General features: G+C 55.2%; 24 protein-coding genes. 1 reads left to right on the forward strand and 23 read right to left on the reverse strand.

Features of this window, described 5'->3' with window-relative positions; genetic code table 11:
* Positions 1–167: 167 nt before the first annotated feature.
* From cpoB to sdhC, 19 genes are all read right to left on the reverse strand, one after another.
* Entirely contained in the window at positions 168–962 is a 795-nt protein-coding gene (gene cpoB, locus NR195_RS11720) for a cell division protein CpoB (protein ID WP_010260773.1), read from the reverse strand.
* Positions 963–971: 9 nt separating this feature from the next.
* The gene (gene pal / locus NR195_RS11725) at positions 972–1,502 is read right to left on the reverse strand and encodes a peptidoglycan-associated lipoprotein Pal (protein WP_010260771.1); all 531 of its coding nucleotides are present in this window, start codon (positions 1,500–1,502) and stop codon (positions 972–974) included.
* Between the two features lie 50 nt (positions 1,503–1,552).
* Positions 1,553–2,848 carry a Tol-Pal system beta propeller repeat protein TolB gene (gene tolB / locus NR195_RS11730; protein WP_010260769.1) on the reverse strand — a complete coding sequence of 432 codons (1,296 nt, stop codon included), beginning with the start codon at positions 2,846–2,848 and terminating at the stop codon, positions 1,553–1,555.
* A 115-nt stretch (positions 2,849–2,963) separates the two neighbouring features.
* On the reverse strand, positions 2,964–4,289 hold the full coding sequence (gene tolA, locus NR195_RS11735) for a cell envelope integrity protein TolA (RefSeq protein WP_256844544.1): 1,326 nt from the start codon (positions 4,287–4,289) through the stop codon (positions 2,964–2,966).
* A gap of 27 nt (positions 4,290–4,316) precedes the next feature.
* On the reverse strand, positions 4,317–4,745 hold the full coding sequence (gene tolR / locus NR195_RS11740; protein ID WP_010260764.1) for a colicin uptake protein TolR: 429 nt from the start codon (positions 4,743–4,745) through the stop codon (positions 4,317–4,319).
* A gap of 13 nt (positions 4,746–4,758) precedes the next feature.
* The gene (gene tolQ, locus NR195_RS11745; protein WP_010260762.1) at positions 4,759–5,445 is read right to left on the reverse strand and encodes a Tol-Pal system protein TolQ; all 687 of its coding nucleotides are present in this window, start codon (positions 5,443–5,445) and stop codon (positions 4,759–4,761) included.
* A complete protein-coding gene (gene ybgC / locus NR195_RS11750) occupies positions 5,442–5,846 on the reverse strand; it encodes a tol-pal system-associated acyl-CoA thioesterase (RefSeq protein WP_010260759.1) in 405 nt (134 codons plus the stop codon). The genes tolQ and ybgC overlap by 4 nt, the downstream gene beginning before the upstream one ends.
* Before the next feature lie 178 nt (positions 5,847–6,024).
* Positions 6,025–6,318: a cyd operon protein YbgE gene (gene ybgE / locus NR195_RS11755; RefSeq protein WP_256844545.1), complete on the reverse strand. Its 294-nt coding sequence runs from the start codon at positions 6,316–6,318 to the stop codon at positions 6,025–6,027.
* Positions 6,318–6,422, reverse strand: coding sequence for a cytochrome bd-I oxidase subunit CydX (gene cydX, locus NR195_RS11760; RefSeq protein WP_010260755.1), 105 nt, complete (start codon positions 6,420–6,422; stop codon positions 6,318–6,320). Before cydX ends, ybgE begins: the two co-directional genes overlap by 1 nt.
* A 15-nt stretch (positions 6,423–6,437) precedes the next feature.
* Entirely contained in the window at positions 6,438–7,577 is a 1,140-nt protein-coding gene (cydB, locus tag NR195_RS11765; RefSeq protein ID WP_256844546.1) for a cytochrome d ubiquinol oxidase subunit II, read from the reverse strand.
* A gap of 11 nt (positions 7,578–7,588) precedes the next feature.
* A complete protein-coding gene (cydA, locus tag NR195_RS11770) occupies positions 7,589–9,160 on the reverse strand; it encodes a cytochrome ubiquinol oxidase subunit I (protein WP_010260749.1) in 1,572 nt (523 codons plus the stop codon).
* A gap of 574 nt (positions 9,161–9,734) precedes the next feature.
* The gene (sucD, locus tag NR195_RS11775; protein WP_010260744.1) at positions 9,735–10,610 is read right to left on the reverse strand and encodes a succinate--CoA ligase subunit alpha; all 876 of its coding nucleotides are present in this window, start codon (positions 10,608–10,610) and stop codon (positions 9,735–9,737) included.
* Positions 10,610–11,776 (reverse strand): ADP-forming succinate--CoA ligase subunit beta, encoded by a 1,167-nt coding sequence (gene sucC / locus NR195_RS11780; protein WP_003853151.1) that lies wholly within the window; start codon positions 11,774–11,776, stop codon positions 10,610–10,612. Before sucC ends, sucD begins: the two co-directional genes overlap by 1 nt.
* A 70-nt stretch (positions 11,777–11,846) precedes the next feature.
* On the reverse strand, positions 11,847–13,070 hold the full coding sequence (gene odhB / locus NR195_RS11785; protein ID WP_010260740.1) for a 2-oxoglutarate dehydrogenase complex dihydrolipoyllysine-residue succinyltransferase: 1,224 nt from the start codon (positions 13,068–13,070) through the stop codon (positions 11,847–11,849).
* Between the two features lie 15 nt (positions 13,071–13,085).
* Complete coding sequence (sucA, locus tag NR195_RS11790) at positions 13,086–15,893, reverse strand: 2-oxoglutarate dehydrogenase E1 component (protein WP_010260738.1); 2,808 nt, start codon at positions 15,891–15,893, stop codon at positions 13,086–13,088.
* A 200-nt stretch (positions 15,894–16,093) separates the two neighbouring features.
* Positions 16,094–16,810: a succinate dehydrogenase iron-sulfur subunit gene (locus NR195_RS11795; RefSeq protein ID WP_010260736.1), complete on the reverse strand. Its 717-nt coding sequence runs from the start codon at positions 16,808–16,810 to the stop codon at positions 16,094–16,096.
* 14 nt (positions 16,811–16,824) lie between these two features.
* Entirely contained in the window at positions 16,825–18,591 is a 1,767-nt protein-coding gene (sdhA, locus tag NR195_RS11800) for a succinate dehydrogenase flavoprotein subunit (protein ID WP_256844547.1), read from the reverse strand.
* Entirely contained in the window at positions 18,592–18,939 is a 348-nt protein-coding gene (gene sdhD / locus NR195_RS11805) for a succinate dehydrogenase membrane anchor subunit (RefSeq protein ID WP_009091417.1), read from the reverse strand.
* Complete coding sequence (sdhC, locus tag NR195_RS11810; RefSeq protein ID WP_029519433.1) at positions 18,933–19,322, reverse strand: succinate dehydrogenase cytochrome b556 subunit; 390 nt, start codon at positions 19,320–19,322, stop codon at positions 18,933–18,935. The genes sdhD and sdhC overlap by 7 nt, the downstream gene beginning before the upstream one ends.
* Positions 19,323–19,955: 633 nt before the next feature.
* Here sdhC and NR195_RS11815 point away from each other — a divergent pair.
* Positions 19,956–21,239: a citrate synthase gene (locus NR195_RS11815; protein ID WP_010260725.1), complete on the forward strand. Its 1,284-nt coding sequence runs from the start codon at positions 19,956–19,958 to the stop codon at positions 21,237–21,239.
* Between the two features lie 286 nt (positions 21,240–21,525).
* Here the strand turns inward: NR195_RS11815 and nei are convergent, their stop codons facing one another.
* The 4 genes from nei to NR195_RS11835 are packed head-to-tail and all read right to left on the reverse strand — an operon-like array spanning position 21,526 to position 24,724.
* Entirely contained in the window at positions 21,526–22,314 is a 789-nt protein-coding gene (nei, locus tag NR195_RS11820; RefSeq protein ID WP_010671297.1) for an endonuclease VIII, read from the reverse strand.
* 11 nt (positions 22,315–22,325) lie between these two features.
* Positions 22,326–22,973, reverse strand: coding sequence for a pyroglutamyl-peptidase I (pcp, locus tag NR195_RS11825; RefSeq protein WP_256844548.1), 648 nt, complete (start codon positions 22,971–22,973; stop codon positions 22,326–22,328).
* A gap of 6 nt (positions 22,974–22,979) precedes the next feature.
* A complete protein-coding gene (locus NR195_RS11830) occupies positions 22,980–23,996 on the reverse strand; it encodes a DUF979 domain-containing protein (protein WP_031592206.1) in 1,017 nt (338 codons plus the stop codon).
* Positions 23,996–24,724 carry a DUF969 domain-containing protein gene (locus NR195_RS11835; protein ID WP_163640617.1) on the reverse strand — a complete coding sequence of 243 codons (729 nt, stop codon included), beginning with the start codon at positions 24,722–24,724 and terminating at the stop codon, positions 23,996–23,998. The genes NR195_RS11830 and NR195_RS11835 overlap by 1 nt, the downstream gene beginning before the upstream one ends.
* Positions 24,725–24,763 lie beyond the last annotated feature (39 nt).

The following is a 24,763-nucleotide window of genomic DNA, read 5'->3' on the forward strand; positions in this document are numbered from 1 at the left end:
CCCATCTTCAGGCTTACCAGACACTTTGCAATGTGTCCCGGCAACGGCGGCATATATTACTGATTTAGCGGGGTAGCGCAACTCTTATTTCTGCTAAATGCTTCAGTTGCTTACCTTTCATACGGCAAGACCAGAAATCACACGATATCTGGCCTGAACCGTACAGATTACAGACTGGTCAGACGTTTTTGCGCCTGCTTAGCAGATTCGGTGTCTGGATAAAGTTTGATCACCTGCTGGAAGACCGCTTTAGCTTTCGCTGTGTCTTTTTTCTCCTGCATGATGACGCCCACTTTCAACAACGCTTCTGCAGCTTTCGGCGACTTCGGATAGTTTTTCACTACCGTGGCGTAATAGTAAGCCGCGTCGTCCTTTTTGCCTTTGTTATAGTTCAGCTGTCCCAGCCAGTAATTGGCGTTCGGCTGATAGGTCGAATCCGGGTAACGTTTTACCCACGCCTGGAGCGCGCTGATCGCCTGATCATACTGTTTCTTCTCCAGAATCAGCGCCACAGCCGCATTGTAATCGCTGTTAGCGTCACCGGTCTGCGCAGGTGCGCTATCCGTTGATGCTGCCGCGCCTGCGGTTGCTGCTGCGCCGGTATCCGCTGCGGCATTACTGCCGGCTGCCTGCTGACCGCCGCTGGTGCTGGCGCTGCTCAGGCTGTCAATCTGCTGGTAAAGCTGCTTCTGCCGCTCAACCACCTGATTCAACTGATACGTGTTTTGCTGGATTTGCCCACGCAGCGCATCGATATCACGCTGGTTATCGCTCATCTGCTGCTGCAATTGCTGCATCAGCTGTGCCTGGGCATTAGAAATTCGTTCAAGAGTGGTGACACGGTCTTCGACCGAGCCGGAGCCAACGCTACTGATTGACGCTTGGGCATTAGCGGCCCAGGGGGCCGCTACGCCAATCAGTAACGACAGACTCAACAGGTGATGTCTGAAGTTACTAACCATGTGATTCTCTTAGTAGACCAGAACGGCACGACGGTTTTTAGAATACGCTGCTTCGTCATGACCCAGAACGGCTGGCTTCTCTTTACCGTAAGATACGATAGACATCTGATCAGCCGACACGCCTTTGCCCTGCAGGTACATTTTAACCGCGTTAGCACGACGTTCGCCCAGGGCGATGTTGTATTCCGGCGTACCGCGCTCATCCGCATGACCTTCGATGGTCACTTTGTATGACGGGTTGCTGCGCAGGAAGGTTGCATGCTGATCCAGCATCTGTGCGTAATCAGACTGAACGTCATACTTGTCCAGGCCGAAGTACACGATGTTGTTCTGCTGCAGCTGCTGCATCTGCAGACGAGCCTGCTCGTCAGAAGACATGTTGCCGCCGTTGCCGTTCATGCCAGAATTTGCACCGTAAGCGCCGCCATCAGCGCCCATGCCCGTCTGGTCATTGTTGTTGTTCTTGTGTGAGCTACAAGCCGCTACTGCCAGAACCGGCAGAGCCAGCATCAAACCCTTCAGCACTTTGTTCAGTTGCATTTCAAAATCCCATTATTGTTTATTGTTTGTGATGTCTGAACTGTCAGACATTACAGATACGGCGACCAGGCAGGAAATTTTACCTGTCCATCAGTTGCCGGAAGACGCGCTTTGAAACGGCCGTCGGTAGAAACCAACTGCAACACGGAACCCATACCCTGAGTAGAGCTGTAGATTACCATTGTGCCATTGGGTGCCAGGCTCGGCGTTTCATCCAGGAACGTGTCCGTTAACGTTTGAACGGCTCCCGTTTCCAGATCCTGTTTGGCGACGTGTTGAGCACCACCGTTGGTGCTAATCATCACCATAGACTTACCATCTGTTGCGACATCCGCATCCTGGTTCTGACCGCCTTCCCAGGTAATACGTTGTGGCGCGCCACCGTTAAGTCCGACTTTGTAGATTTGTGGAGCACCAGCCTGATCGGAGGTGTAAGCCAGCGTCTGGCTGTCCGGGAACCAGGTCGGTTCGGTGCTGTTATAGCGACCATCGGTAATCTGACGCGTCTGACCTGAGGCCAGATCCATCACATAGAGGTTCAGGCTGCCGGTTTTAGAGAGCGCAAACGCCAGTTTAGAGCCATCCGGCGAAAACGCTGGGGCACCGTTGTGACGTGGATAGGAGGCGATCTGACGGATAGCACCGTTCGACAGCGTCTGTACCACCAGCGCAGATTTGCCGCTTTCAAAGGTCACGTAAGCGACTTTGCTGCCATCCGGAGACCAGGCTGGCGACATCAGCGGCTGTGGTGAACGATGCACGACAAACTGGTTGTAACCATCGTAGTCAGCAACGCGCAGCTCATACGGGAACTGGCCGCCGTTGGTCTGCACCACATAGGCGATACGGGTACGGAAAGCGCCCTTGATGCCGGTCAGCTTCAGGAACGTTTCGTCACTGGCCGTGTGAGCGGCATAACGCAGCCACTGCTTCGTCACTTTATAACTGTTTTGTGCCAGCACGGTACCGGGTGCACCGCCGGTGTCGACCAGCTGGTACGAAACCTGATAGCTGCCATCCGGGTTAGACGCGACCTGACCGACGACCACGGCATCAATGCCGAGTGCACTCCACGCGGCAGGCTGAACTTCCTGCGCGCTGGCAGGCTGCTGTGGCAGACGCGAGCGATCCAGTGGATTAAATTTGCCACTGTTGCGCAGGTCAGCTGCAACGATGCCGCCGATATCTTCCGGCGCTGCGCCAGCACCGGCCCATTTAAACGGCACCACGCCAATCGGGCGCGCAGTGTTGACACCCTGGGTGATCTCAATTCGAACTTCTGCATGCAGCATGGCTGCCCACAGCAGGATAAAAAAGCCTAACGTAACGCGAAGAGCTTGCTTCATTTTATCTCCCTTATCTGAACCTCAGTCCACGATAATTGGCACTGTTCCTGGAAACCACGAGTACAACTTAAGTACGGCACGCTAAACATAGATCAACTTGCCGCCCGTTACTGCATTATTGCGGTTTAAAACGCATTGGGGCGTTTTTAAACACTTCGTAGACCGCCTGCGAAGGCGGCTTCGGAATACGTGCCTGTTTTGCGGCAGCAATCGCGGCCTGACAGAGCGCGGGATCGCCACCCTCTGACTTAACATCAATCAACAAGCCATCAGGCGCAAGTTTAATCCGCAAATCACAGGTTTTTCCGCGATACAGATCCGCATCATAGAATCGGCTCTGAATCGCACTCACAACCTGACCCATGTAGGAGTTGATTTCCGCGCCTGATGCACCCGCTTTCTTCTGGTTTCCCTGCCCTGCTGCGCCGCCAGAGGTGCCGCTTTTCGGTGCATTTTTACCGGAAGCGAGTCCACCCAGCAAATCATCGACATCGCTGTCGTTGGCAGCATCGGCGGCGGCTTTCGCTTTAGCATCCGCTTTGGCCTTAGCGGCAGCATCGGCTTTGGCTTTCGCCGCGGCATCGGCTTTCGCTTTCGCGGCTGCTTCCGCCTTCTCTTTGGCGGCCTCTTTAGCCGCTTCAGCTTTCTCTTTTGCGGCTTCTGCGGCTTTCTCTTTCGCCGCCTCTGCGGCTTTCTCTTTCGCCGCCTCTGCGGCTTTTTCTTTGGCTTCAGCAGCTTTTTGTTTAGCCTCTTCAGCCGCTTTGGCTTTGGCATCCGCCGCCGCTTTCACTTTGGCTTCAGCTGCGGCTTTCGCATCTGCTTCAGATTTCGCCTTCGCTTCCGCAACGGCCTTCTCTTTTGCAGCAGCGGCAGCGGCAGCTTTCGCCTGCTGATCAGCCTGCTTCTTTGCTTCGGCTGCGGCCTGTTTCGCCTGCTCAGCCGCGGCTTTTGCCTGCGCATCTGCCTGAGCTTTTGCATCCGCTTTGGCTTTGGCAGCCGCCGCTTCCGCCGTTTTTTGCTGCTCCTGCGCCTGCTTAGCAGCGTCTTCGGCAGCCTTCTGCTGCTCAGCCTGCTGTTTCGCCTCTTCTTTCGCGGTTTCCTGCGCGGCTAAACGCTCTTTTTCCAGCGCTTTCAGACGCTGCTGTTCAGCAGCCTGTTTCTGTTGCAGCTCTTCAGCCTGCTGCTGCGCCTGCTTTTTACGCTGCTGCTCAGCCCGCTGGCTGTCACTTTGCTGGTTCTGCTGACGATTGTATTGACTCACGACGGCACCGGGATCGACCATCACTGCATCAATATCACTGCCTCCGCCACCCGCACTGCTGGCGTCAATGTGCTCATTAAACGAGCTCCAAATCAGCAGCGCGATCAGCACGATATGCAGAATCACCGAAATGATTATCGCGCGCTTTAACTTCTCGTTTTGCTCGGTTGCCTTCGACACACTCGGTTCCCAAAAAACGGTTCGATTTTAAATCGGCTGCGTCATCAAACCGACAGATTTAACACCCGCCTGGTGCAGCAGGTTGAGCGCTTTAATAATTTCATCGTAAGGCACCTCTTTCGCGCCCCCGATCAAAAAGACCGTCTTAGGATTCGCTTCCAGTCGACGCTGCGCTTCGCTGATTACCTGCTCTGGCGGAAGTTGATCCATACGATCGTGATCCACGACCAGGCTGTACTGACCCACGCCCGCCACTTCGACAATCACCGGCGGATTATCATCGCTGGCAACGGTTTTCGAATCGGTCGCATCAGGCAGATCCACTTCCACGCTCTGGGTAATAATGGGCGCCGTTGCCATGAAGATCAGCAACAGCACCAACAGGACGTCCAGTAGCGGAACGATGTTGATTTCCGACTTCAGGTCGCGGCGTTTGCGACCACGTACTCTGGCCATCATTAACCTCTATTTACTTAGCGCTATCGCTGGAGAAAGCCTGGCGATGCAGAATGGCAGTGAACTCTTCCATGAAGTTGTCGTAGCCCTGCTCCAGTTTGTTTACGCGCTGGTTCAGACGGTTGTACGCCATCACCGCCGGAATTGCGGCAAACAGACCGATAGCGGTCGCAATCAACGCTTCAGCGATACCCGGTGCAACCATCTGCAGGGTTGCCTGCTTCACGGCACCCAGTGCGATAAAGGCGTGCATGATCCCCCAGACGGTGCCGAACAGTCCGATATAAGGGCTGATAGAACCGACGGTGCCGAGGAATGGGATGTGGTTTTCCAGCGCTTCCAGCTCACGGTTCATTGAGATACGCATCGCACGGCTCGCACCATCAATGACCGCTTCCGGCGCATGGCTGTTGGCGCGATGCAGGCGGGCGAACTCTTTAAAGCCGGAATAGAAAATCTGCTCCGAACCACCCAGTTCTTCCCGGCGCTCCTGGCTCTCCTGATAGAGGCGCGAGAGTTCGATGCCGGACCAGAATTTGTCTTCAAACGCCTCCGCTTCTCTTCCCGCCGCATTCAGAATACGTGTGCGCTGAATAATGATGGCCCAGGAGGCAATAGAAAAGCCGATCAAAATCAACATGATAAGTTTGACCAGAAGGCTCGCCTTCAGGAACAAATCAAGAATGTTCATGTCAGTCACTGCTTGAACTCCGCGACAATAGACTTGGGAAGCGCAATCGGCTTCATTAGATGTGGGTTAATGCAGGCAATCAGGACTTCTGCCTCATTGAGCACTTTGCCTTCAGTATTCACGATACGCTGAGTGAACGTCATGGTAGCCCGTGTCATTGATGTAACCTCGCTCTGGATCTCCAGAAGGTCATCAAGACGCGCCGCCGCCAGATAGTCCACCGATATACGCCGTACCACAAAAGCGATCTGCTGTTCTAACAGCGTCTGCTGATTGAAATGGTGCTGTCGCAACATTTCAGTACGTGCTCGTTCATAAAAAGCGATATAGCTGGCGTGATAAACCACACCACCGGCATCAGTATCTTCGTAGTAGACCCGAACCGGCCAGCGAAACAGCGTTGTACTCACTCTACATCCCGGCCTCGTTTTAAACGTTGTTACTATACGCAAGAGAATTGGGGTTGGGAATGGCTCGTCAGAGCCAGGCGAAAATAATTATCGCTCCGTAACAAACGGAACGATTTCAGGGAGATTAATTGACCAGACGCTGACAAAAATTCACTGACAGCGCCGATGAGGCGGGGTCTTAAAGATAAAAACGGTAAAGCGCAATAAATAGCACCAGCATGGCGGGTAACGGGTTAAACAGCGCCTGCCATCGGGTTTGCTGTGGCCGGAAGCCCACACCGTGGATCACCCCACTGCAGACCGCCCAGATCAGCACCAGCCCCTGCAGAGCCGGTAACTGGCCTGCCTGACTGGCAAAGCGTGTCGGATCCCAGATCACGCCGCCTGCGGTCAGCAGCGCCAGCAGCAGTGAAAGGGCCCGTAACGGGCCCTTATCCATCAGATCATACAGCATCCGAATTAGCGTTCGCATCAGTGAGGCTCATCCTGCGCTTCAATGTGCTCAATCGCCAGCGCGGTCACGATACCAAAGGCACAGGCCAGCAACGTGCCGAGAATCCAGGCAAAATACCACATGCGACGTCTCCTTAATTAATAGAGTGAGTGACTGTTGCTTTCAATATGCTCTTTAGTGATACGACCAAACATCTTCCAGTAGCACCAGGTGGTGTAGGCCAGAATGATTGGCACAAAGATAGCGGCGGCAACGGTCATGGTTTGCAGCGTCAGCAGGCTGGACGTTGCGTCCCACATGGTCAGGCTCACACCCGGCACCGTGCTGGATGGCATGATGAACGGGAACATTGCAATACCGGCTGTCATGATGACGCAGGCCAGCGTCAGTGAGGAGAACAGGAACGCCCAGGCGCCCTTCTCAACCCGCGAGCAGAGTATGGTCAGCAGCGGCAGCACAGCGCCCAGCAGCGGGACCAGCCACAGCACAGGGTGGTTCTGGAAGTTGACCATCCAGGCCCCCGCTTCGCGCACCACGGTTTTGCCCAGTGGGTTAGAGGCGGCGAAGTGATCCATAGTGCTGGTCACCACATAACCATCGATACCATATTTCACCCAGACGCCCGCCAGGATAAAGCAGACCATCATCACCAGGGCGGCAAGTTGTGCTGCGGTGCGTGAACGCAGATGCAGTTCGCCGGTAGTGCGCATCTGCAGATAGGTTGCACCCTGCGCCAGAATCATCGCCACACTGACCACACCCGCCAGCAGCCCAAACGGATTCAGCAGCTGGAAGAAGTTACCGGTATAGAACAGGCGCAGATACTCATCGGCATGGAACGGCACGCCCTGTAACAGGTTGCCAAACGCTACGCCAATCACCAGCGGCGGCACGAAGCTGCCAATGAAAATCCCCCAGTCCCAGGCACCGCGCCAGCGATTGTCTTCAATCTTCGAACGATAATCGAAGCCGACCGGACGGAAGAACAGCGACGCGAGCACCAGAATCATCGCCACGTAGAAGCCAGAGAAAGCTGCCGCGTAGACCATCGGCCAGGCGGCAAACAGCGCGCCACCTGCGGTGATCAGCCAGACCTGGTTACCGTCCCAGTGTGGGGCGATACTGTTAATCATGATACGACGTTCAGTATCATTCCGGCCCAGAATGCGCGTCAGCATCCCGACACCCATATCAAAACCATCTGCGACGGCAAAGCCAATCAGCAGTACGCCAATCAACAGCCACCAGACAAAGCGCAGAACTTCATAATCAAACATGGTCGCTCTCCTTATCCCTGTACCGGCTGGGTGATTGCCGTGATCTGCTCATGATGATAACGCCCGGTTTTCAGGCTGCTCGGCCCAAGGCGGGCGAATTTGAACATCAGGTACATCTCAGCCACCAGGAACATTGTGTAGAGTCCGCAGATCAGGATCATGGAGAACAGCAGATCGCCAACGGTCAGGGAGGAGTTGGCTACCGCAGTCGGCAGAACTTCACCGATAGCCCAGGGCTGACGACCATACTCCGCCACAAACCAGCCTGATTCGATAGCGATCCACGGCAGCGGAATACCAAACAGCGCCGCTTTCAGTAACCAGCGATTTTTGCCGATGCGGTTACGCAGTACGCTCCAGAACGCCAGCGCGATAATGCCCAGCAGCAGTACGCCACACAGCACCATGATGCGGAAGGCAAAATAGAGCGGAGCGACACGCGGGATAGAGTCCTGCGTCGCCTGTTTAATCTGCGCTTCGGTTGCATCAGCCACGTTGTCGGTATAACGCTTCAGCAGCAGACCGTAGCCGAGATCCTGTTTGTGACTGTTGAACGCGTCACGCACCGCCGGATCCTGGCTGCCACCGCGCAGCTCATTCAGCAGGGCATAGGCTTTCATGCCGTTGCGGATGCGTACTTCATGCTGTGCCATCAGATCTTTCAGGCCGGTGACCGGCGTATCGGTTGATCGGGTGGCGATCAGGCCCAGCAGCCAGGGGATCTGTACTGCGTATCGGTTCTCCTGAGTTGCCTGATCGGGCAGGCCAAACAGGGTAAACGAGGCCGGTGCCGGCTGGGTTTCCCACTCCGCTTCGATAGCGGCCAGTTTGGTTTTCTGCACATCCCCCATCTCGTAACCTGACTCATCGCCAAGAACGATGACTGACAGCACCGCCGCCATGCCAAAGCTGGCCGCGATAGCGAACGAGCGTTTAGCAAAGGCGAAGTCACGGCCTTTCAGCATGTACCAGGCGCTGATGCCCATAATAAACATTGCACCGGTGGTGTAACCGGCTGCCACGGTGTGCACGAATTTCACCTGCGCGACCGGGTTCAGCACCAGCTCTGAGAAGCTGACCATCTCCATGCGCATGGTTTCGAAGTTGAACTCAGAGGCGATCGGGTTCTGCATCCAGCCGTTAGCCACCAGAATCCACAGCGCCGACATGTTTGAGCCCAGCGCCACCAGCCAGGTGACGGCGAGGTGCTGCACTTTGCCCAGGCGATCCCAGCCAAAAAAGAACAGGCCAACAAAGGTGGATTCCAGGAAGAACGCCATCAGACCTTCGATGGCGAGCGGCGCGCCGAAGATATCGCCGACGTAGTGAGAGTAATATGACCAGTTAGTCCCGAACTGAAATTCCATGGTCAGGCCGGTGGCGACACCCAGCGCAAAGTTAATACCAAATAACTTGCCCCAGAACTTCGTCATATCTTTATAGATTTGTTTACCGCTCAGGACATATACCGTTTCCATGATCGCCAGCAAGAACGCCATACCCAGCGTTAAAGGGACGAACAGAAAATGGTACATCGCCGTTAAGGCAAACTGTAACCGCGACAGCTCGACGATATCTAACATAAGGACTCCTTGCTCCTCGCTTTGTCTCCGTCACGCGCGCGAACAGATCGAACGCAATCAGAGTCAGCAACGACTGTTTATTGATTCCAGTTTTTTATTACCCGCAGAACAGGTCTGTGAGCTGCCCGAACAGGCGAGTAGCGAATGAAGCAGCTCAGAAAATTGTCAATCAGCGCTTTCGTTAACGCGTGCTTTAACAGGAGGAAAGCGGGTGTTATCCCGGGTTGAGCAGACGTTTGAAAATTTGTGTAAAAGGCTGGATTGATGCAGCGCAATTTACGCCCTTAGCGTTGCGCTTTGCCAGAGATATAGTTGGATATAAGTCGCGATTAATTGATCTGGATTAACGCAATAAGTTTCCAGATAGGGTCAGGTAGGTTTCTTGTTAATGAGATGTCAGTAATGAAATAAAACGCGAAGGAATCATTTACCTTTGACACTTTTTCTTAACGTGATGAGCCGCGGGCCAGCTATTTAACCGCGCACTCTTCACTTTAGCTTCCTGCGTTATAGCTCTCATTTACAGCCATAAAAAAAGCCACCCGAAGGTGGCTTAGGCTCAGATGACGCTGACTTATTTAGCAGGTAATACGGCTTTAACTGCGTCACCGATATCCGCCAGGCTGCGGACGGTCTTCACGCCTGCCGCTTCCAGCGCAGCAAATTTCTCATCTGCTGTACCTTTACCACCGGCAATGATGGCGCCAGCATGGCCCATACGCTTGCCTTTCGGCGCGGTGACGCCAGCAATGTAGCCTACAACCGGCTTGGTCACGTGCTCTTTAATGAAGGCTGCAGCTTCTTCTTCTGCGCTACCGCCGATTTCACCGATCATCACGATAACTTCAGTCTGTGGATCATCCTGGAACATTTTCAGGATGTCGATGAAGTTAGAGCCTGGGATTGGGTCACCACCGATGCCAACGCAGGTTGACTGGCCGTAGCCGATATCCGTGGTCTGCTTAACCGCTTCATAGGTCAGGGTGCCTGAACGTGACACGATACCGACGCGGCCCGGCTGGTGAATGTGACCCGGCATAATGCCGATTTTACATTCGCCTGGGGTGATAACCCCTGGGCAGTTTGGACCGATCATCCGCACGCCTGCTTCATCCAGCTTCACTTTCACGGTCAGCATATCCAGGGTCGGGATGCCTTCGGTGATGGTGATGATCAGTTTGATGCCCGCGTCGATCGCTTCCAGGATGCCATCTTTACAGAAAGGAGCCGGAACGTAGATCACGGTGGCGGTCGCGCCTGTTGCTTCTACCGCTTCGCGTACGGTGTTGAACACCGGCAGGCCGAGATGGGTCGTGCCACCTTTGCCTGGCGTCACGCCGCCAACCAGTTGGGTGCCGTATGCCAGCGCCTGCTCAGAATGGAAAGTCCCCTGGCCACCGGTGAAACCCTGGCAAATGACTTTGGTGTTTTTGTCGATCAGAATGGACATTATTTACCCTCCGCGGCAGCAACAACACGCTGTGCGGCGTCTGTCAGGCTGGTTGCTGCAATGATGTTCAGACCGCTGTCCGCCAGTTTCTGGGCGCCCAGCTCGGCGTTGTTACCTTCCAGACGTACCACAACTGGTACGTTCACACCCACTTCAGCGACTGCGCCGATGATGCCGTCGGCAATCAGGTCGCAGCGTACGATACCGCCGAAGATGTTAACGAATACGGCTTTAACCGCATCGTCAGACAGGATGATTTTGAAGGCTTCGGTCACGCGCTCTTTGGTTGCGCCGCCGCCGACATCAAGGAAGTTGGCCGGTTGACCGCCGTGGTGTTTAACGATGTCCATGGTGCCCATCGCCAGACCTGCGCCGTTAACCATACAACCGATGTTGCCTTCCAGCGCAACATAGTTCAGTTCCCACTGTGTAGCATGGGCTTCACGCGGATCTTCCTGGCTTGGATCGCGCATTTCGCGCAGCTCTGGCTGACGGAACAGGGCATTGCCATCGGCACCCAGTTTGCCATCCAGGCAGATCAGGTCGCCCTGTTTGGTGATCACCAGCGGGTTGATCTCAACCATCGCCAGATCGCGCTCCAGGAACAGTGTCGCCAGGCCCATGAAGATCTTGGTGAACTGGCCAACCAGCTTGCCGGTCAGGCCAAGTTTGAACGCCAGCTCACGGCCCTGATAAGGCTGCGGGCCAGTCAGTGGATCCAGCGCCATTTTGTGGATCAGGTGCGGGGTCTCTTCCGCCACTTTTTCAATTTCCACGCCGCCTTCAGTTGAGGCCATGAAAATTACGCGACGTGTTGCGCGATCGACCACAGCGCCCAGATAGAGCTCCTGATCGATATCGGTCGCCGCTTCAACCAGAATCTGGTTTACCGGCTGGCCGTTTGCGTCTGTCTGATAGGTAACCAGGCGTTTGCCCAGCCAGTTTTCAGCAAAAGCGCGAATCTCTTCTTTGCTGTTAACCACTTTCACACCGCCCGCTTTACCGCGGCCACCGGCATGAACCTGACATTTAACTACCCACGGGCCTGCGCCAATTTTAGAGGCTGCTTCTTCCGCTTCACGTGGTGTAGTGCAGGCGTAACCCGTTGGTGCCGGCATGCCATACCGTGCAAACAGTTGTTTCGCCTGGTATTCGTGTAAGTTCATGATGTTCTATCCATTCAGGTCTGAAAAGAGTAATGAGGTTGGGCGCGCGGCAAGGCGCGCCCGGTGAAAATCAGACATCCAGCAACAGGCGCGCCGGATCTTCCAGCATCTCTTTCACTGCAACCAGATAACCAACTGATTCACGGCCATCGATCAGACGGTGGTCGTAGGAGAGCGCCAGATACATCATCGGCAGCACCACAACCTGACCATTGACCGCCATCGGACGATCTTTGATGGCGTGCATGCCCAGGATGGCGCTCTGCGGTGGGTTGATGATCGGGGTGGACATCAGTGAACCAAAGACGCCGCCGTTGGTAATGGTAAAGTTACCGCCGGTCAGATCCTCAACTGTCAGCTTGCCGTCACGGCCTTTCACTGCCAGCTCTTTGATTTTCTTCTCGATGTCCGCCATGCTCAGCGCATCCACGTCACGCAGGACGGGTGTAACCAGACCACGTGGCGTAGAGACCGCAATGCTGACGTCGAAGTAGTTGTGGTAAACCACATCTTCACCATCGATGGAAGCATTCACTTCCGGATAGCGTTTCAGCGCTTCAACAACCGCTTTGATGTAGAAGGACATAAAGCCCAGACGTACACCGTGACGCTTCTCGAAGGCCTCACCATACTGCTTACGCAGATCCATGATGGGCTTCATGTTGATTTCGTTGAAGGTGGTCAGCATCGCGGTGCTGTTCTTCGCTTCCAGCAGACGCTCGGCAACACGCTTACGCAGACGGGTCATCGGCACGCGTTTTTCGCTGCGGTTAGCCACTGGCTGCTGCGCGGCGGCCGCATCAGCAGCTGGCGCAGCGGCTTTGGCAGCCTGCGGTTTGTTGGCCAGATGTTTTTCAACATCTTCACGGGTCAGACGACCGCCGACACCGCTGCCTTTGATCTGCGAGGCATCAAGATTGTGCTCTGCAATCAGACGGCGGATAGCCGGGCTGAGCGCATCGTTGCTCTCTTCTTCCAGTGACGCAGTCTGACGCTGAGCCGGGGTAGACTCTTTGCTTTCAGACTTCGCGCTGCTCTCTTTACCGGCGCTGTTGCCCTCTTTCAGACGACCCAGGATCTGGCGGGAAGTGACGGTGGCGCCCTCTTCTTCCAGAACGGCTTCCAGGATACCGTCCGCAGAGGCTGGCACTTCCAGTACAACTTTGTCAGTTTCGATTTCGACCAGCACTTCATCGCGAGTGACTGCATCGCCTGGTTTTTTATGCCAGGTTGCCACAGAGGCATCGGCAACCGATTCAGGCAGGTCGGGAACGAGAATATCTACGCTACTCATTATCTTTCCTTTTAATTAATTAACGTTCAGCGCGTCATTAACCAGGTCTTGCTGCTGTTGTTGGTGTACGGACATGTATCCCACGGCCGGTGAGGCGGATGCCGGGCGGCCTGCATAACGTAAAGTGGCACCAAACGGCACAACTTCACGGAAATGATGCTGGCTGCAATACCAGGCGCCCTGATTCAGTGGCTCTTCCTGACACCAGACAAAATCCTGCACGTGAGCATACGCTTTTAATGCTTCCTGTACCGCGTGATGCGGGAACGGATAGAGCTGCTCGATGCGCACGATAGCCACATCGGTCTGCTCATTTTTACGACGCTGCTCCAGCAGGTCGTAATAGACTTTACCGGAGCACAGCACGACGCGTTTCACGCCCTGCGGATCCAGATCATCGACTTCGCCAATCGCAGGCTGGAAGCTGCCGTTAGCCAGTTCATCCAGCGTGGAGATCGCCAGCGGATGACGCAGCAGTGATTTCGGCGACATCACAATCAGCGGACGGCGCATACCGCGCAGCGCCTGACGACGCAGCATATGGTAAACCTGCGCAGGGGTAGACGGCACGCAGACCTGCATGTTCTGCTCAGCGCAGAGTTGCAGATAACGTTCCAGGCGCGCAGAGGAGTGCTCTGGCCCCTGACCTTCATAACCGTGCGGCAGCAGCATCACCAGGCCACACATCCGGCCCCATTTCTGCTCACCGGAGCTGATGAACTGGTCGATAACAACCTGTGCGCCGTTGGCGAAGTCACCAAACTGCGCTTCCCAGATGGTCAGGATGCGCGGCTCTGCGGTGGCATAACCATATTCAAAGGCCAGTACCGCCTCTTCTGACAGCACGGAGTCCCACACTTTGAACTGACCCTGACCGCTGTGCACATGGTGCAGAGGGGTATAGGTTGAGCCGTTCGCCTGGTTATGGACCACCGCGTGACGATGGAAGAAGGTTCCGCGACCGGTATCTTCACCCGACAGACGCACCGGAATGCCTTCATCAACCAGCGTGGCATATGCCAGGTTTTCCGCGCCGCCCCAGTCAAAGGCTTTCTCGCCTTCAGCCATCAGACGACGGTCGTTGTAAATCTTGGCAACACGCGACTGCACTTCCACCTCTTCAGGCACCTGGCTGATACGCAGCGCCAGCTCCTTCAGACGTTTCATGTCGACCTGAGCCGGGTAAGGTTCATCCCACTCATGATTCAGGTAAGGTGACCAGGTAAAGGAGTGCAGGCTCATTGGACGCCATTCCGGCACCACGCACTCACCCGCATCCAGCGCGTCACGGTAGAGATTGACCATTTCGGTCGCATCTTCCTGCGTGGCAATGGCTTCACCTTCCAGACGGTCGGCATAGATTTTACGCGGCGTCGGGTGTTTTTTGATTTTCTGGTACATCAGCGGCTGGGTCGCACTTGGCTCATCCGCCTCGTTGTGACCATGACGGCGATAGCAGACCAGATCGATAAACACATCACGCTTAAAGGTGTTGCGATAGTCGAGCGCCAGACGGGTCACAAACGCGACCGCTTCCGGATCGTCAGCATTGACGTGGAAAATCGGTGCCAGCACCATTTTGCCGATATCGGTGCAGTAAGGGGTAGAACGCGCATCTTTCGGGTTGGAGGTGGTGAAGCCAACCTGGTTGTTGATGACGATGCGAACGGTACCGCCCACTTCATAACCGCGCGCCTGTGACATGTTCAGAGTTTCCTGAACCACGCCCTGGCCAATCACGGCCGCATCACCATGAATGGTGATCGGTAAGACTTTATTGCTGGCTGGCTCATCCAGACGATCCAGACGGGCACGTACTGAACCCATGACTACCGGGCTGACGATCTCCAGGTGCGACGGGTTAAACGCCAGCGCCAGGTGAACCAGACCGCCTTCGGTTTCCACGTCAGACGAGAAGCCCATGTGGTACTTCACGTCACCGGTGCCCAGATGCTCTTTGTGCTTACCGGCGAACTCGTCGAACAGATCCTGTGGCTTTTTACCCAGCACGTTGATCAGCACGTTGAGACGACCACGGTGCGCCATACCCAGTACGACTTCACGGGTTCCGCTCTTACCGGCATGACGGATCATTTCGCGCAGCATCGGAACCAGTGCATCGCCGCCTTCCAGCGAGAAGCGTTTGGCACCCGGGAATTTCGCTCCGAGATATTTTTCCAGCCCTTCGGCCGCGGTCAGCTCTTTCAGGAAACCTTTTTTCTCTTCATTGCTGAAGGCTGCACGGCCCGCGACTGACTCAAGACGCTGCTGAATCCAGCGTTTCTCATCAGTGTTGTTGATGTGCATATATTCTGCACCGATCGAGCCGCAGTAAGTCTGAGTCAGCGCCTCGAACAGTTCGGCCAGCTTCATGGTCTCTTTGCCAATGGCAAAAGAGCCGACGTTAAAGCTTTCCTGAAAATCGGCCTCGGTCAGATCGTGAAAAGCGGGATCGAGATCGGCTACCCGGTCCTGTTTCCACAGACCAAGCGGGTCAAGATTGGCGTGCTGATGACCGCGGAAACGAAACGCGTTAATCAGCTGCAGCACTTTTACTTGCTTGGAGTTGGTTTCAGGATCGGAGACAGATGAGGTGTAACGAGATGCGTCTTTCGCCAGGCGACGGAAGTACTCACGTGTGGTGGAGTGAAACTGCTCAGGTTTCATTCCGGTGCCCGGTAACTGCTGGAACATCGAGCGCCACACTGCATCGACAGAGTCAGGATCGGTCAGGAAATCCTCATAGAGCTGCTCTATGTAAGACTGATTCGCGCCGGCCAGCCAGGAAGAGTCCAGCCAGGGCTTCATCGCGCTGTTCTGCATTGTGATCCCTTAAGCATTGCTATGCTTTTTTGAGGTTTCATTTGTTGCCGCTTTCGCGGTTTGCCGTAGTGAGTTCAGCGATACGAGCACTTTGCGCAGCGCGCGTGGCCCGTAAGGGAACCTTTGTAAACGTGGTAATCACCGCGCTTACAGAGGCTTCCGTAAAACACCGGGAACCTGAGGTTCCCGGCAGAAACTGCTTATGCGCCGCGCTGCAGCAGCATCGACTTGATATGGCCGATGGCGCGCGTCGGGTTCAGCCCTTTCGGACATACGCTCACACAGTTCATGATGCTATGGCAGCGGAATACGCTGAAAGCATCATTCAGATTGTCGAGACGCGCCTCGGTTTCGGTGTCGCGGCTGTCAATCAGGAAGCGGTACGCGGCCAGCAGGCCAGCAGGACCGATGAACTTCTCAGGATTCCACCAGAATGATGGGCATGAGGTTGAGCAGCAGGCACAGAGTATACATTCGTACAGGCCATCCAGGTGTTCACGCTCATCCGGCGACTGCAGATGTTCACGAGCTGGTGGATTTTCCCCATTATTCAACAGGAAAGGCTTAATTTTCTCATACTGTGCATAAAACTGGCTCATGTCTACAACCAGGTCACGCACCACCGGTAAACCTGGCAGCGGACGGATAACAATTTTCTGTTTGCCGTTGCCCAGCGCCGAGACGGGCGTAATGCAGGCCAGTCCGTTTTTACCGTTCATGTTCAGGCCATCGGAACCGCAGACGCCTTCACGACAGGAGCGACGAAACGCCAGGGTCGGATCTTTCTCTTTCAGGCGAATCAGTGCGTCCAGCAGCATCATGTCGCGACCATCTTCCGCTTCCAGGGTGTAATCCTGCATGCGCGGTTTGTCATCGACGTCCGGATTGTAGCGATAAATTGAAAACTCGAGTCTCATGATCGTCTCCGAAATTAGTAGGTACGCACTTTCGGCGGGAAGGCCGCGCGCAGTTTCGGCTGCATGTTCACCTCACGGCGCGTCATGCTTTCAGTTTCCGGGACATAAAGACTGTGGCACAGCCAGTTTTCATCATCACGATCCGGGAAGTCGAAGCGACTGTGCGCACCGCGGCTTTCGGTGCGATAGTTAGCCGCTACCGCCGTGGCAAAGGCCGTCTCCATCAGGTTATCCAGCTCCAGGCACTCAATACGCTGGGTGTTGAAATCCGGTGAGCGGTCATCCAGACGCGCTGACTTCAGGCGCTGGCGAATCTCTTTCAGCTCTTCCAGACCCTGTGCCATCGCTTCGCCTTCACGGAATACCGAGAAGTTATTCTGCATGCAGCGTTGCAGCGCTTTACGAATCTCAACCGGATCTTCACCCGTGGTGTTGTTTTCCCAACGGTTGAAACGCGCCATCGCCCCGGCGATCTCATCTTCTGTGGCATCACGCAGGTCGCCCTGCTCCTGAATACTTGCCAGCAGATGCAGACCCGCTGCACGGCCAAAGACCACCAGGTCGAGCAGTGAGTTACCGCCCAGACGGTTGGCACCATGTACCGATACGCAGGCGATTTCACCGACGGCGAACAGGCCTGGAATCACTACATCTTCGCCCTGCTCATTGACGCGCAGTGCCTGGCCGGTCACTTTGGTCGGAATGCCGCCCATCATGTAGTGGCAGGTCGGAATGACCGGAATCGGCTCTTTAATCGGATCGGCGTGCGCAAAGGTGCGTGACAGCTCAAGGATGCCAGGCAGACGTGACTCAAGCACCTCTTTACCCAGATGATCCAGTTTCAGTTTGAGATGTGGACCCCACGGGCCATCACAGCCGCGACCTTCACGGATTTCAATCATCATTGAGCGCGCAACCACGTCGCGGCCCGCCAGATCTTTGGCGTTCGGCGCATAACGCTCCATGAAGCGTTCGCCATGTTTGTTCAGCAGATAGCCGCCTTCACCACGGCAGCCTTCGGTGACCAGCACGCCTGCACCGGCGATACCGGTTGGGTGGAACTGCCACATCTCCATATCCTGCACCGGTACGCCCGCACGCAGTGCCATACCTACGCCGTCACCGGTGTTGATATGCGCATTGGTGGTGGACTGGTAGATACGGCCCGCGCCGCCAGTGGCCAGAATGGTCGCTTTCGCTTTGAAATAAACCGTTTCGCCGGTTTCGATGCAGATAGCGGTACAACCCACGACTGCGCCATCGGCGTTTTTCACCAGATCCAGTGCATACCACTCAGAGAAGATAGTGGTTTTGTTTTTCAGGTTCTGCTGATAAAGGGTGTGCAGCAATGCGTGACCGGTACGGTCAGCCGCAGCCGCCGTACGCGCCGCCTGCTCGCCACCGAAATTCTTTGACTGGCCACCAAACGGACGCTGGTAGACTCGACCATCTTCCAGACGCGAGAAAGGCAGACCCATGTGTTCCAGTTCCAGAATCGCTTCCGGTCCGGTTTTACACATATATTCAATCGCGTCCTGGTCACCGATATAGTCGGAACCTTTGACGGTGTCGTACATGTGCCATTCCCAGTTATCGTCATGGGTATTACCCAGCGCAACGGTAATACCGCCCTGCGCAGATACGGTGTGGGAACGGGTCGGGAAAACTTTAGATAACAGGGCACAGCTCTGGCCGCCCTGGGAGATTTGCAGTGCGGCTCGCATTCCTGCGCCACCTGCGCCGATTACCACGGCATCGAACTCTCTGATTGGCAAACTCATTTACACACCCCACACCACAACAAATCCATAAATCGCATACCACAACAGCGCCACGACAATCACAAACTGCAACAACAAGCGGGTTGGCAGTGATTTAACGTAGTCTGTTAACACCTGCCACATGCCAATCCAGCCGTGGATCAGAATGGAGAACAGCGTCAGCAGCGTGAACACTTTGGTGAATGCGGAAGCGAAGAAGCCACGCCACAGGTCATAAGTCAGCGTGTCTGTCATCACCACGAAACCGAGGATATAGACGATGTAGAGCGTTATGAGAATTGCAGTTGCCCGCAGCAGCAGCCAGTCCTGAATGCCGTTGCGACCCAATGCGGATGCATTGCTTACCATACGAGGACTCCCGCCAGAATTGCCAGCACGACAGTGATCACAAAAGTCATATGAGCGGAACGCTTACCAACCTGCAGCGTTTCGGCCAGATAACCAAAATCCATCAACATATGACGAATCCCGCTCACCGCGTGATAGGCCAGCGCCGTTAAGATGCCCCACATAATGAACTTCGCGAAGAAGCCATCCATGATGGACGCAGCGTGCTGGAAACCTTCAGGAGAGGAGAGAGAGAGACCGAGCAGCCACAGCAGGATGCCAATGGCAACCAATGTGATTACGCCGGAGACGCGGTGAAGAATGGACGATATTGCAGTAACGGGAAACCGGATCGTCGAGAGATCCAAGTTGACAGGTCTTTGTTTTTTCACGGTTTTGCCCACACAGCTCTTTTTTATTTTGCTTCCTCCGGACCTGAGGCGGAGTCTAATCACAACGCGTGGCAGACTTTAACCGTCACCAAAAAAGCAACATCCAGTGTTAATTGACGCGGTAGTAAACGCTGGGTGGCTCCTGGTGTCAGGGTGTTCCGGAGACCTGCCTGGAGTATAGGAGGATCACATTCTGATTACAATTCCCCTACAAACTCTTTGGTATATTTTAGGTGGAACAGTGATCCTACTCACGATTTTCACAATTGATACAATTTTAATTATCTGATTTGACAATAGTTCAACAATTCAGTTACAAACTAAGCCTGTAAATTCCTATGATGCGCAAAAGTTATGGGGATACACTTTCCCCTAAGCGCAAGTTATGTAACATTGCGATAATGAGCATTAAAAAGCATCAGGTTATTGGTTACCAAGAAGTTATGTCCTGACCGGATCTTTAACAACCGCGATATGCAGCATGTCCATGGCTCACCGGTTCCCGCTGGGAACGCGCCGCTCACTCTGTACCCTGCACCCGTTTTATCCCCGCAGAGTGATACTGTGTAGTTTTGCCAACCGCAACATGAACGCGTTTCAGGTGTCTAAAGATCCTTACCTACATAAGGCGCTATGGAGACGAAAATGACAGATAAAAAAGTAACGCTAACCCTGCAAGATGGAACATCTATTGAACTGGACGTGCTGAAAGGTACGCTGGGCCAGGATGTCGTTGATGTCCGCACTCTGGGTTCAAGTGGCCTGTTCACCTTCGATCCCGGTTTTACGTCTACCGCGTCCTGCGAATCTGCAATCACCTTTATCGATGGGGATGAAGGTATCCTGCTGCACCGTGGTTTCCCTATTTCTGAGCTGGCGACCCACTCTAACTATCTGGAAGTCTGCTACATCCTGCTGAACGGCGAAGCACCAAACCAGAAACAGTTTGATGAGTTCCGTACCACGGTTACCCGCCACACCATGATTCATGAGCAGATTACCCGCCTGTTCCACGGCTTCCGTCGCGATTCGCATCCGATGGCGGTGATGTGCGGTGTTACTGGTGCACTGGCTGCGTTTTACCACGATTCGCTGGATGTAAACATTGAGCGCCACCGCGAAATCGCAGCATTCCGTCTGCTTTCTAAAATGCCGACCATGGCAGCGATGTGTTACAAATATTCTATCGGCCAGCCGTTTGTCTATCCGCGCAACGATCTCTCCTATGCGGGTAACTTCCTGCACATGATGTTTGCCACGCCGTGCGAAGAGTACAAAGTGAATCCGGTGCTGGAACGCGCCATGGACCGCATCCTGATCCTGCATGCTGACCATGAGCAGAACGCCTCAACCTCTACCGTTCGTACCGCTGGTTCAAGCGGCGCGAATCCGTTTGCCTGTATCGCCGCCGGGATCGCCTCCCTGTGGGGACCGGCACACGGCGGTGCCAACGAAGCGACCCTGCGTATGCTGGAAGAGATCAGCACCGTTGAGCATATTCCGGAATTTGTTAAACGCGCCAAAGACAAAAATGACTCCTTCCGTCTGATGGGCTTTGGTCACCGCGTTTACAAAAACTACGATCCACGCGCAACCGTGATGCGCGATACCTGCCATGAAGTCCTGAATGAGCTGGGTATGAAGGATGACCTGCTGGAAGTGGCGATGGAGCTGGAACACATTGCGCTGAACGACCCGTACTTCATCGAGCGTAAACTCTATCCAAACGTGGACTTCTACTCCGGTATCATTCTGAAAGCGATGGGTATTCCATCCTCCATGTTTACGGTGATCTTCGCGATGGCCCGTACTGTTGGCTGGATTGCACACTGGAAAGAGATGCATGACGAAGGCATGAAGATTGCCCGTCCGCGTCAGCTCTACACCGGTTATACCGAGCGCGAATTCAGCTCACAGTTGAAAAAGTAAGGTTCAGTGGATAGCGGAGAGGGATCTCCGCCTGATGTTGCTTTAAAGCCGGGGGCGGTTGGCTGTGATACCGCGCCTGCGCAGAGAACACGGTCAGATCGGAAAGTCGCTTAAACCATCCATGGCCGCTCGGCCCGCGCCGTCCCTGGCGCGGGACGCTTTCCTCCTCTGACCGTATTCCCTGCGCGTCAGACTTCTTCGTAGCGGCTGGACTCACCCGGATTCGAGTTTGTCAGCTGTTTGCAGTAAGAACCTTTTCCTGTTTTGTTCGCCAATGCGGTCGCTCCTATCTCTGACAACCCGGACACCAGTAAAAAGGCCGTGATGAGAGCGTGCCCTTCTCAATCACCGTGCCGCAGCGCCGGCATTTTTTGCCCTGTCGATGAAACACCTCAAACTGAAACGCCGCTTCCTCATGATATTTCTTCATGGTTCCACGCATCCGATAGGCATGGCGCGGCACTGAAAGCAGCGCTTCGCTGAAAGCAGTCAGCTGATCGTTACTGAGATCCTGCGCCCGATGATTTGGCAGCAGCTGTGCCAGCCAGAGAATTTCGGCACGCAGGTAGTTTCCCAGCCCGGCCAGAAAAGCCTGATCCAGCAGCAGACCACTGAACTGCCGCCGCCGGAAACGGGGTGACAGCAGCCGCTCTTTCACCTCTTCCACTGTCAGCGCACTGTTCAGCACATCCGGCCCGATACGATTAAGAAAGGGATGCGCCGCCAGCGTATCTGCGTTGAGCAGCTCAATATCAGAGGCGCTGTAGAGCAGAATCGCTTTGCCCGCCGTCGCCAGTCGCACCCGCAACTGACGGGTGGAATTGAGTTCGGTGTCAGGTTTTACAATGCGCCAGACACCATAAAGCTGGTTATGGCTGTAGAGCGTCAGGCCATTGCTGAAATGAGTCAGCAGCGCTTTACCCCGCGTCTCAATCGCATTAACCTGCTCACCAATCAACGCCGGTTCATAGGTCTTGAGCTGAGGAAACGCGAACCACGCTTCCGTTAACGGCTGACCCACAATGGCGTCTTCAAGTTTATCCGCCACGCGGCGAATTTCCGGTCCTTCAGGCATCGTTCATCCTCTTAATGGGTAGCGCCGCCAGCCTGTCTGATATCCTCGCCGGTCTCCAGCGTGACCTTTACCGCAATTTCCAGCGCCTGAATAATGGACGCCAGCGCCATGCTCGGTGCGCCCGGATGCTGCGCCGCCTGTTCAGGCAGATAAGGAATATGGATAAAGCCTCCCCGCACCGGACTGTCATGCTGCTCAAGCCAGTGCAGCAGGCCGTACATTACGCGGTTGCAGGTAAAGGTGCCCGCCGTTTGCGACACTGAAGCGGGGATCCCCGCTTCCCGCACCGCCGCCACAATCGCTTTGATGGGAAGACGGGAAAAATAGGCTGCCGGGCCACCTGCTACGACGGGCTCATCCACCGGCTGATGACCGGCGTTGTCCGGGATACGGGCGTCATCGACATTAATACCAATACGTTCAACGGTAATGTCGCTACGGCCGCCCGCCTGCCCCACCGACAGAATCGCATCCGGTTTCACCTCTTCCAGCGCCTGATTCAGCACCCTGAGTACGTCGCTGAATACCACCGGCAACTGGCGGATCACTATCGTCGCCCCGCTAATCTGTATACCTTCCAGCGCGCGCACCGCTTCCCATGAAGGGTTAATCGTTTCACCGCCAAAAGGTTCAAAGGCGGTCATCAGGACAGTTTTCATGCAACCTCACAGGAACATCAGGAAATAGAGCAGGAAAATATTAACGATTAACAGTAGCACACCGGTCGGAATCTGAGCCTTGATCACCGCGTTACGATCGGGCAGTTCCAGCAGCGCTGCCGGGACGATATTGAAGTTGGCCGCCATCGGCGTCATCAGCGTGCCGCAATAGCCGGAGAACATGCCAATTGCCGCCATCACTGCCGGATTTCCGCCGTGCTGCAACACAAGAATCGGGATGCCGACGCCTGCGGTGATAATCGGAAACGCCGCAAAAGCATTACCCATGATCATGGTTAACAGCGCCATCCCGACGGCATAGACGGTGACCGCGACAAAGCGATTATCTACCGCCAGCCAGGTTTCTGTCAGATGCGAAATGGCGCTGCCCACGCCCGCGCTGGTAAACAGCAGCCCCAGGGTGGCAAGGATCTGCGGCAGGATAAAAGCCCAGCCAATCGAATCCAGCAGGCGACGGGTCTCCTGCATCGACTGCACCGGTTTCTCGTGGGTCAGTTTTAACGCCACCAGCCAGCCAATCACACAGCCGACCATCATTGAAAACAGCGTCACCAGCGTAGCGTGGTTACCGGGGCCGAACACCGCATCCTGCAAACCGGGAATATGGTTAAACGCCAGCACACCGACCACGGTCACGACCGGAATCGACAGTGCAGGCAGAAACAGTTTATTGCGCAGACGCAGCGCACTGGCCTGTTTCTCTTCATCGCTGCGCTGATGATAGCGACCCAGCCTGACACCGCCAAACCCGGCAATCAGCGCCATCACCACCACAATGACACCGATGCCGATGTGCAGCATACGGGTGCCCGCCGCATCTGACCCCATCCAGGCGCTCATCAGTTGTGTCGTCCAGTCACCGACCAGAAAAACCAGGCCATACAAAGCCCAGAACAGTCCGGTGGTAAAACGACGCGGATTCGCGCTGTCACGCCAGGAAAGCACCGCCACCACCAGCAGGATAATGCCCGCCAGCCACATCAGATATTGTTGCTGGAACATTACTCACCTCCTTTGGCTTTCAGCGCCTGACGGTTCAGCTGCTGCAGCTCTCGCGCCAGTTGCCGATCCAGCCGCACCAGACGTGCCGAGTGGATCAGGAACGCGGCGACGGCAGTCGGAATGCCCCATAAGGCGATGTGCAGCGGTTCGGTCTGAATCCCGGCTGACTCCTGCATAAAGTTGTGCATAAAGATAATCGCGCCAAACGCCACGAAGATATCCTCACCAAAGAAGAGGCCGACATTATCGGTCGCCGCTGACATCGCGCGCAGCCGATGGCGCAGCTCAGGTGAGATCTCGCCATAGCGGCTTTCAGTTGCGCCTTCCGCCATCGGTGCCAGCAACGGACGCACCATCTGCGGATGTCCGCCGAGACTGGTTAACCCCAGCGCGGCGGTGATTTCGCGCACAAACAGGTAGACGATCAGCAGCCGTCCGGCAGTTGCCGTTTTGATCTGTGCAATCCACGCCTGCGCCCGCTCTTTCAGTCCGTGACGCTCCAGCAGGCCAATGACCGCCAGCGGCAGCAGCAGGATCAGCGGCAGGTTGCGGGTGTTGAGAAAACCTGCCCCGAGCTTTTCCAGAATGTCCGCCAGCGGCATCATCGCGGTCAGACCGGTCACAAACCCGGCGACAATCACCACCAGCACCGGATTGAACCGTAACAGGAAGCCGACGACGATGGCGGCGATGCCCAGTAATGGCCAGAGATTTACTGCACTATCCATGGATTTCCCTCAGAGTTGAAAAACCCGGCATACGCCGGG

The sequence above is a fragment of the Pantoea sp. Ft-CA_14 genome (assembly GCF_024520875.1).
Lineage (GTDB): Bacteria > Pseudomonadota > Gammaproteobacteria > Enterobacterales > Enterobacteriaceae > Pantoea > Pantoea agglomerans.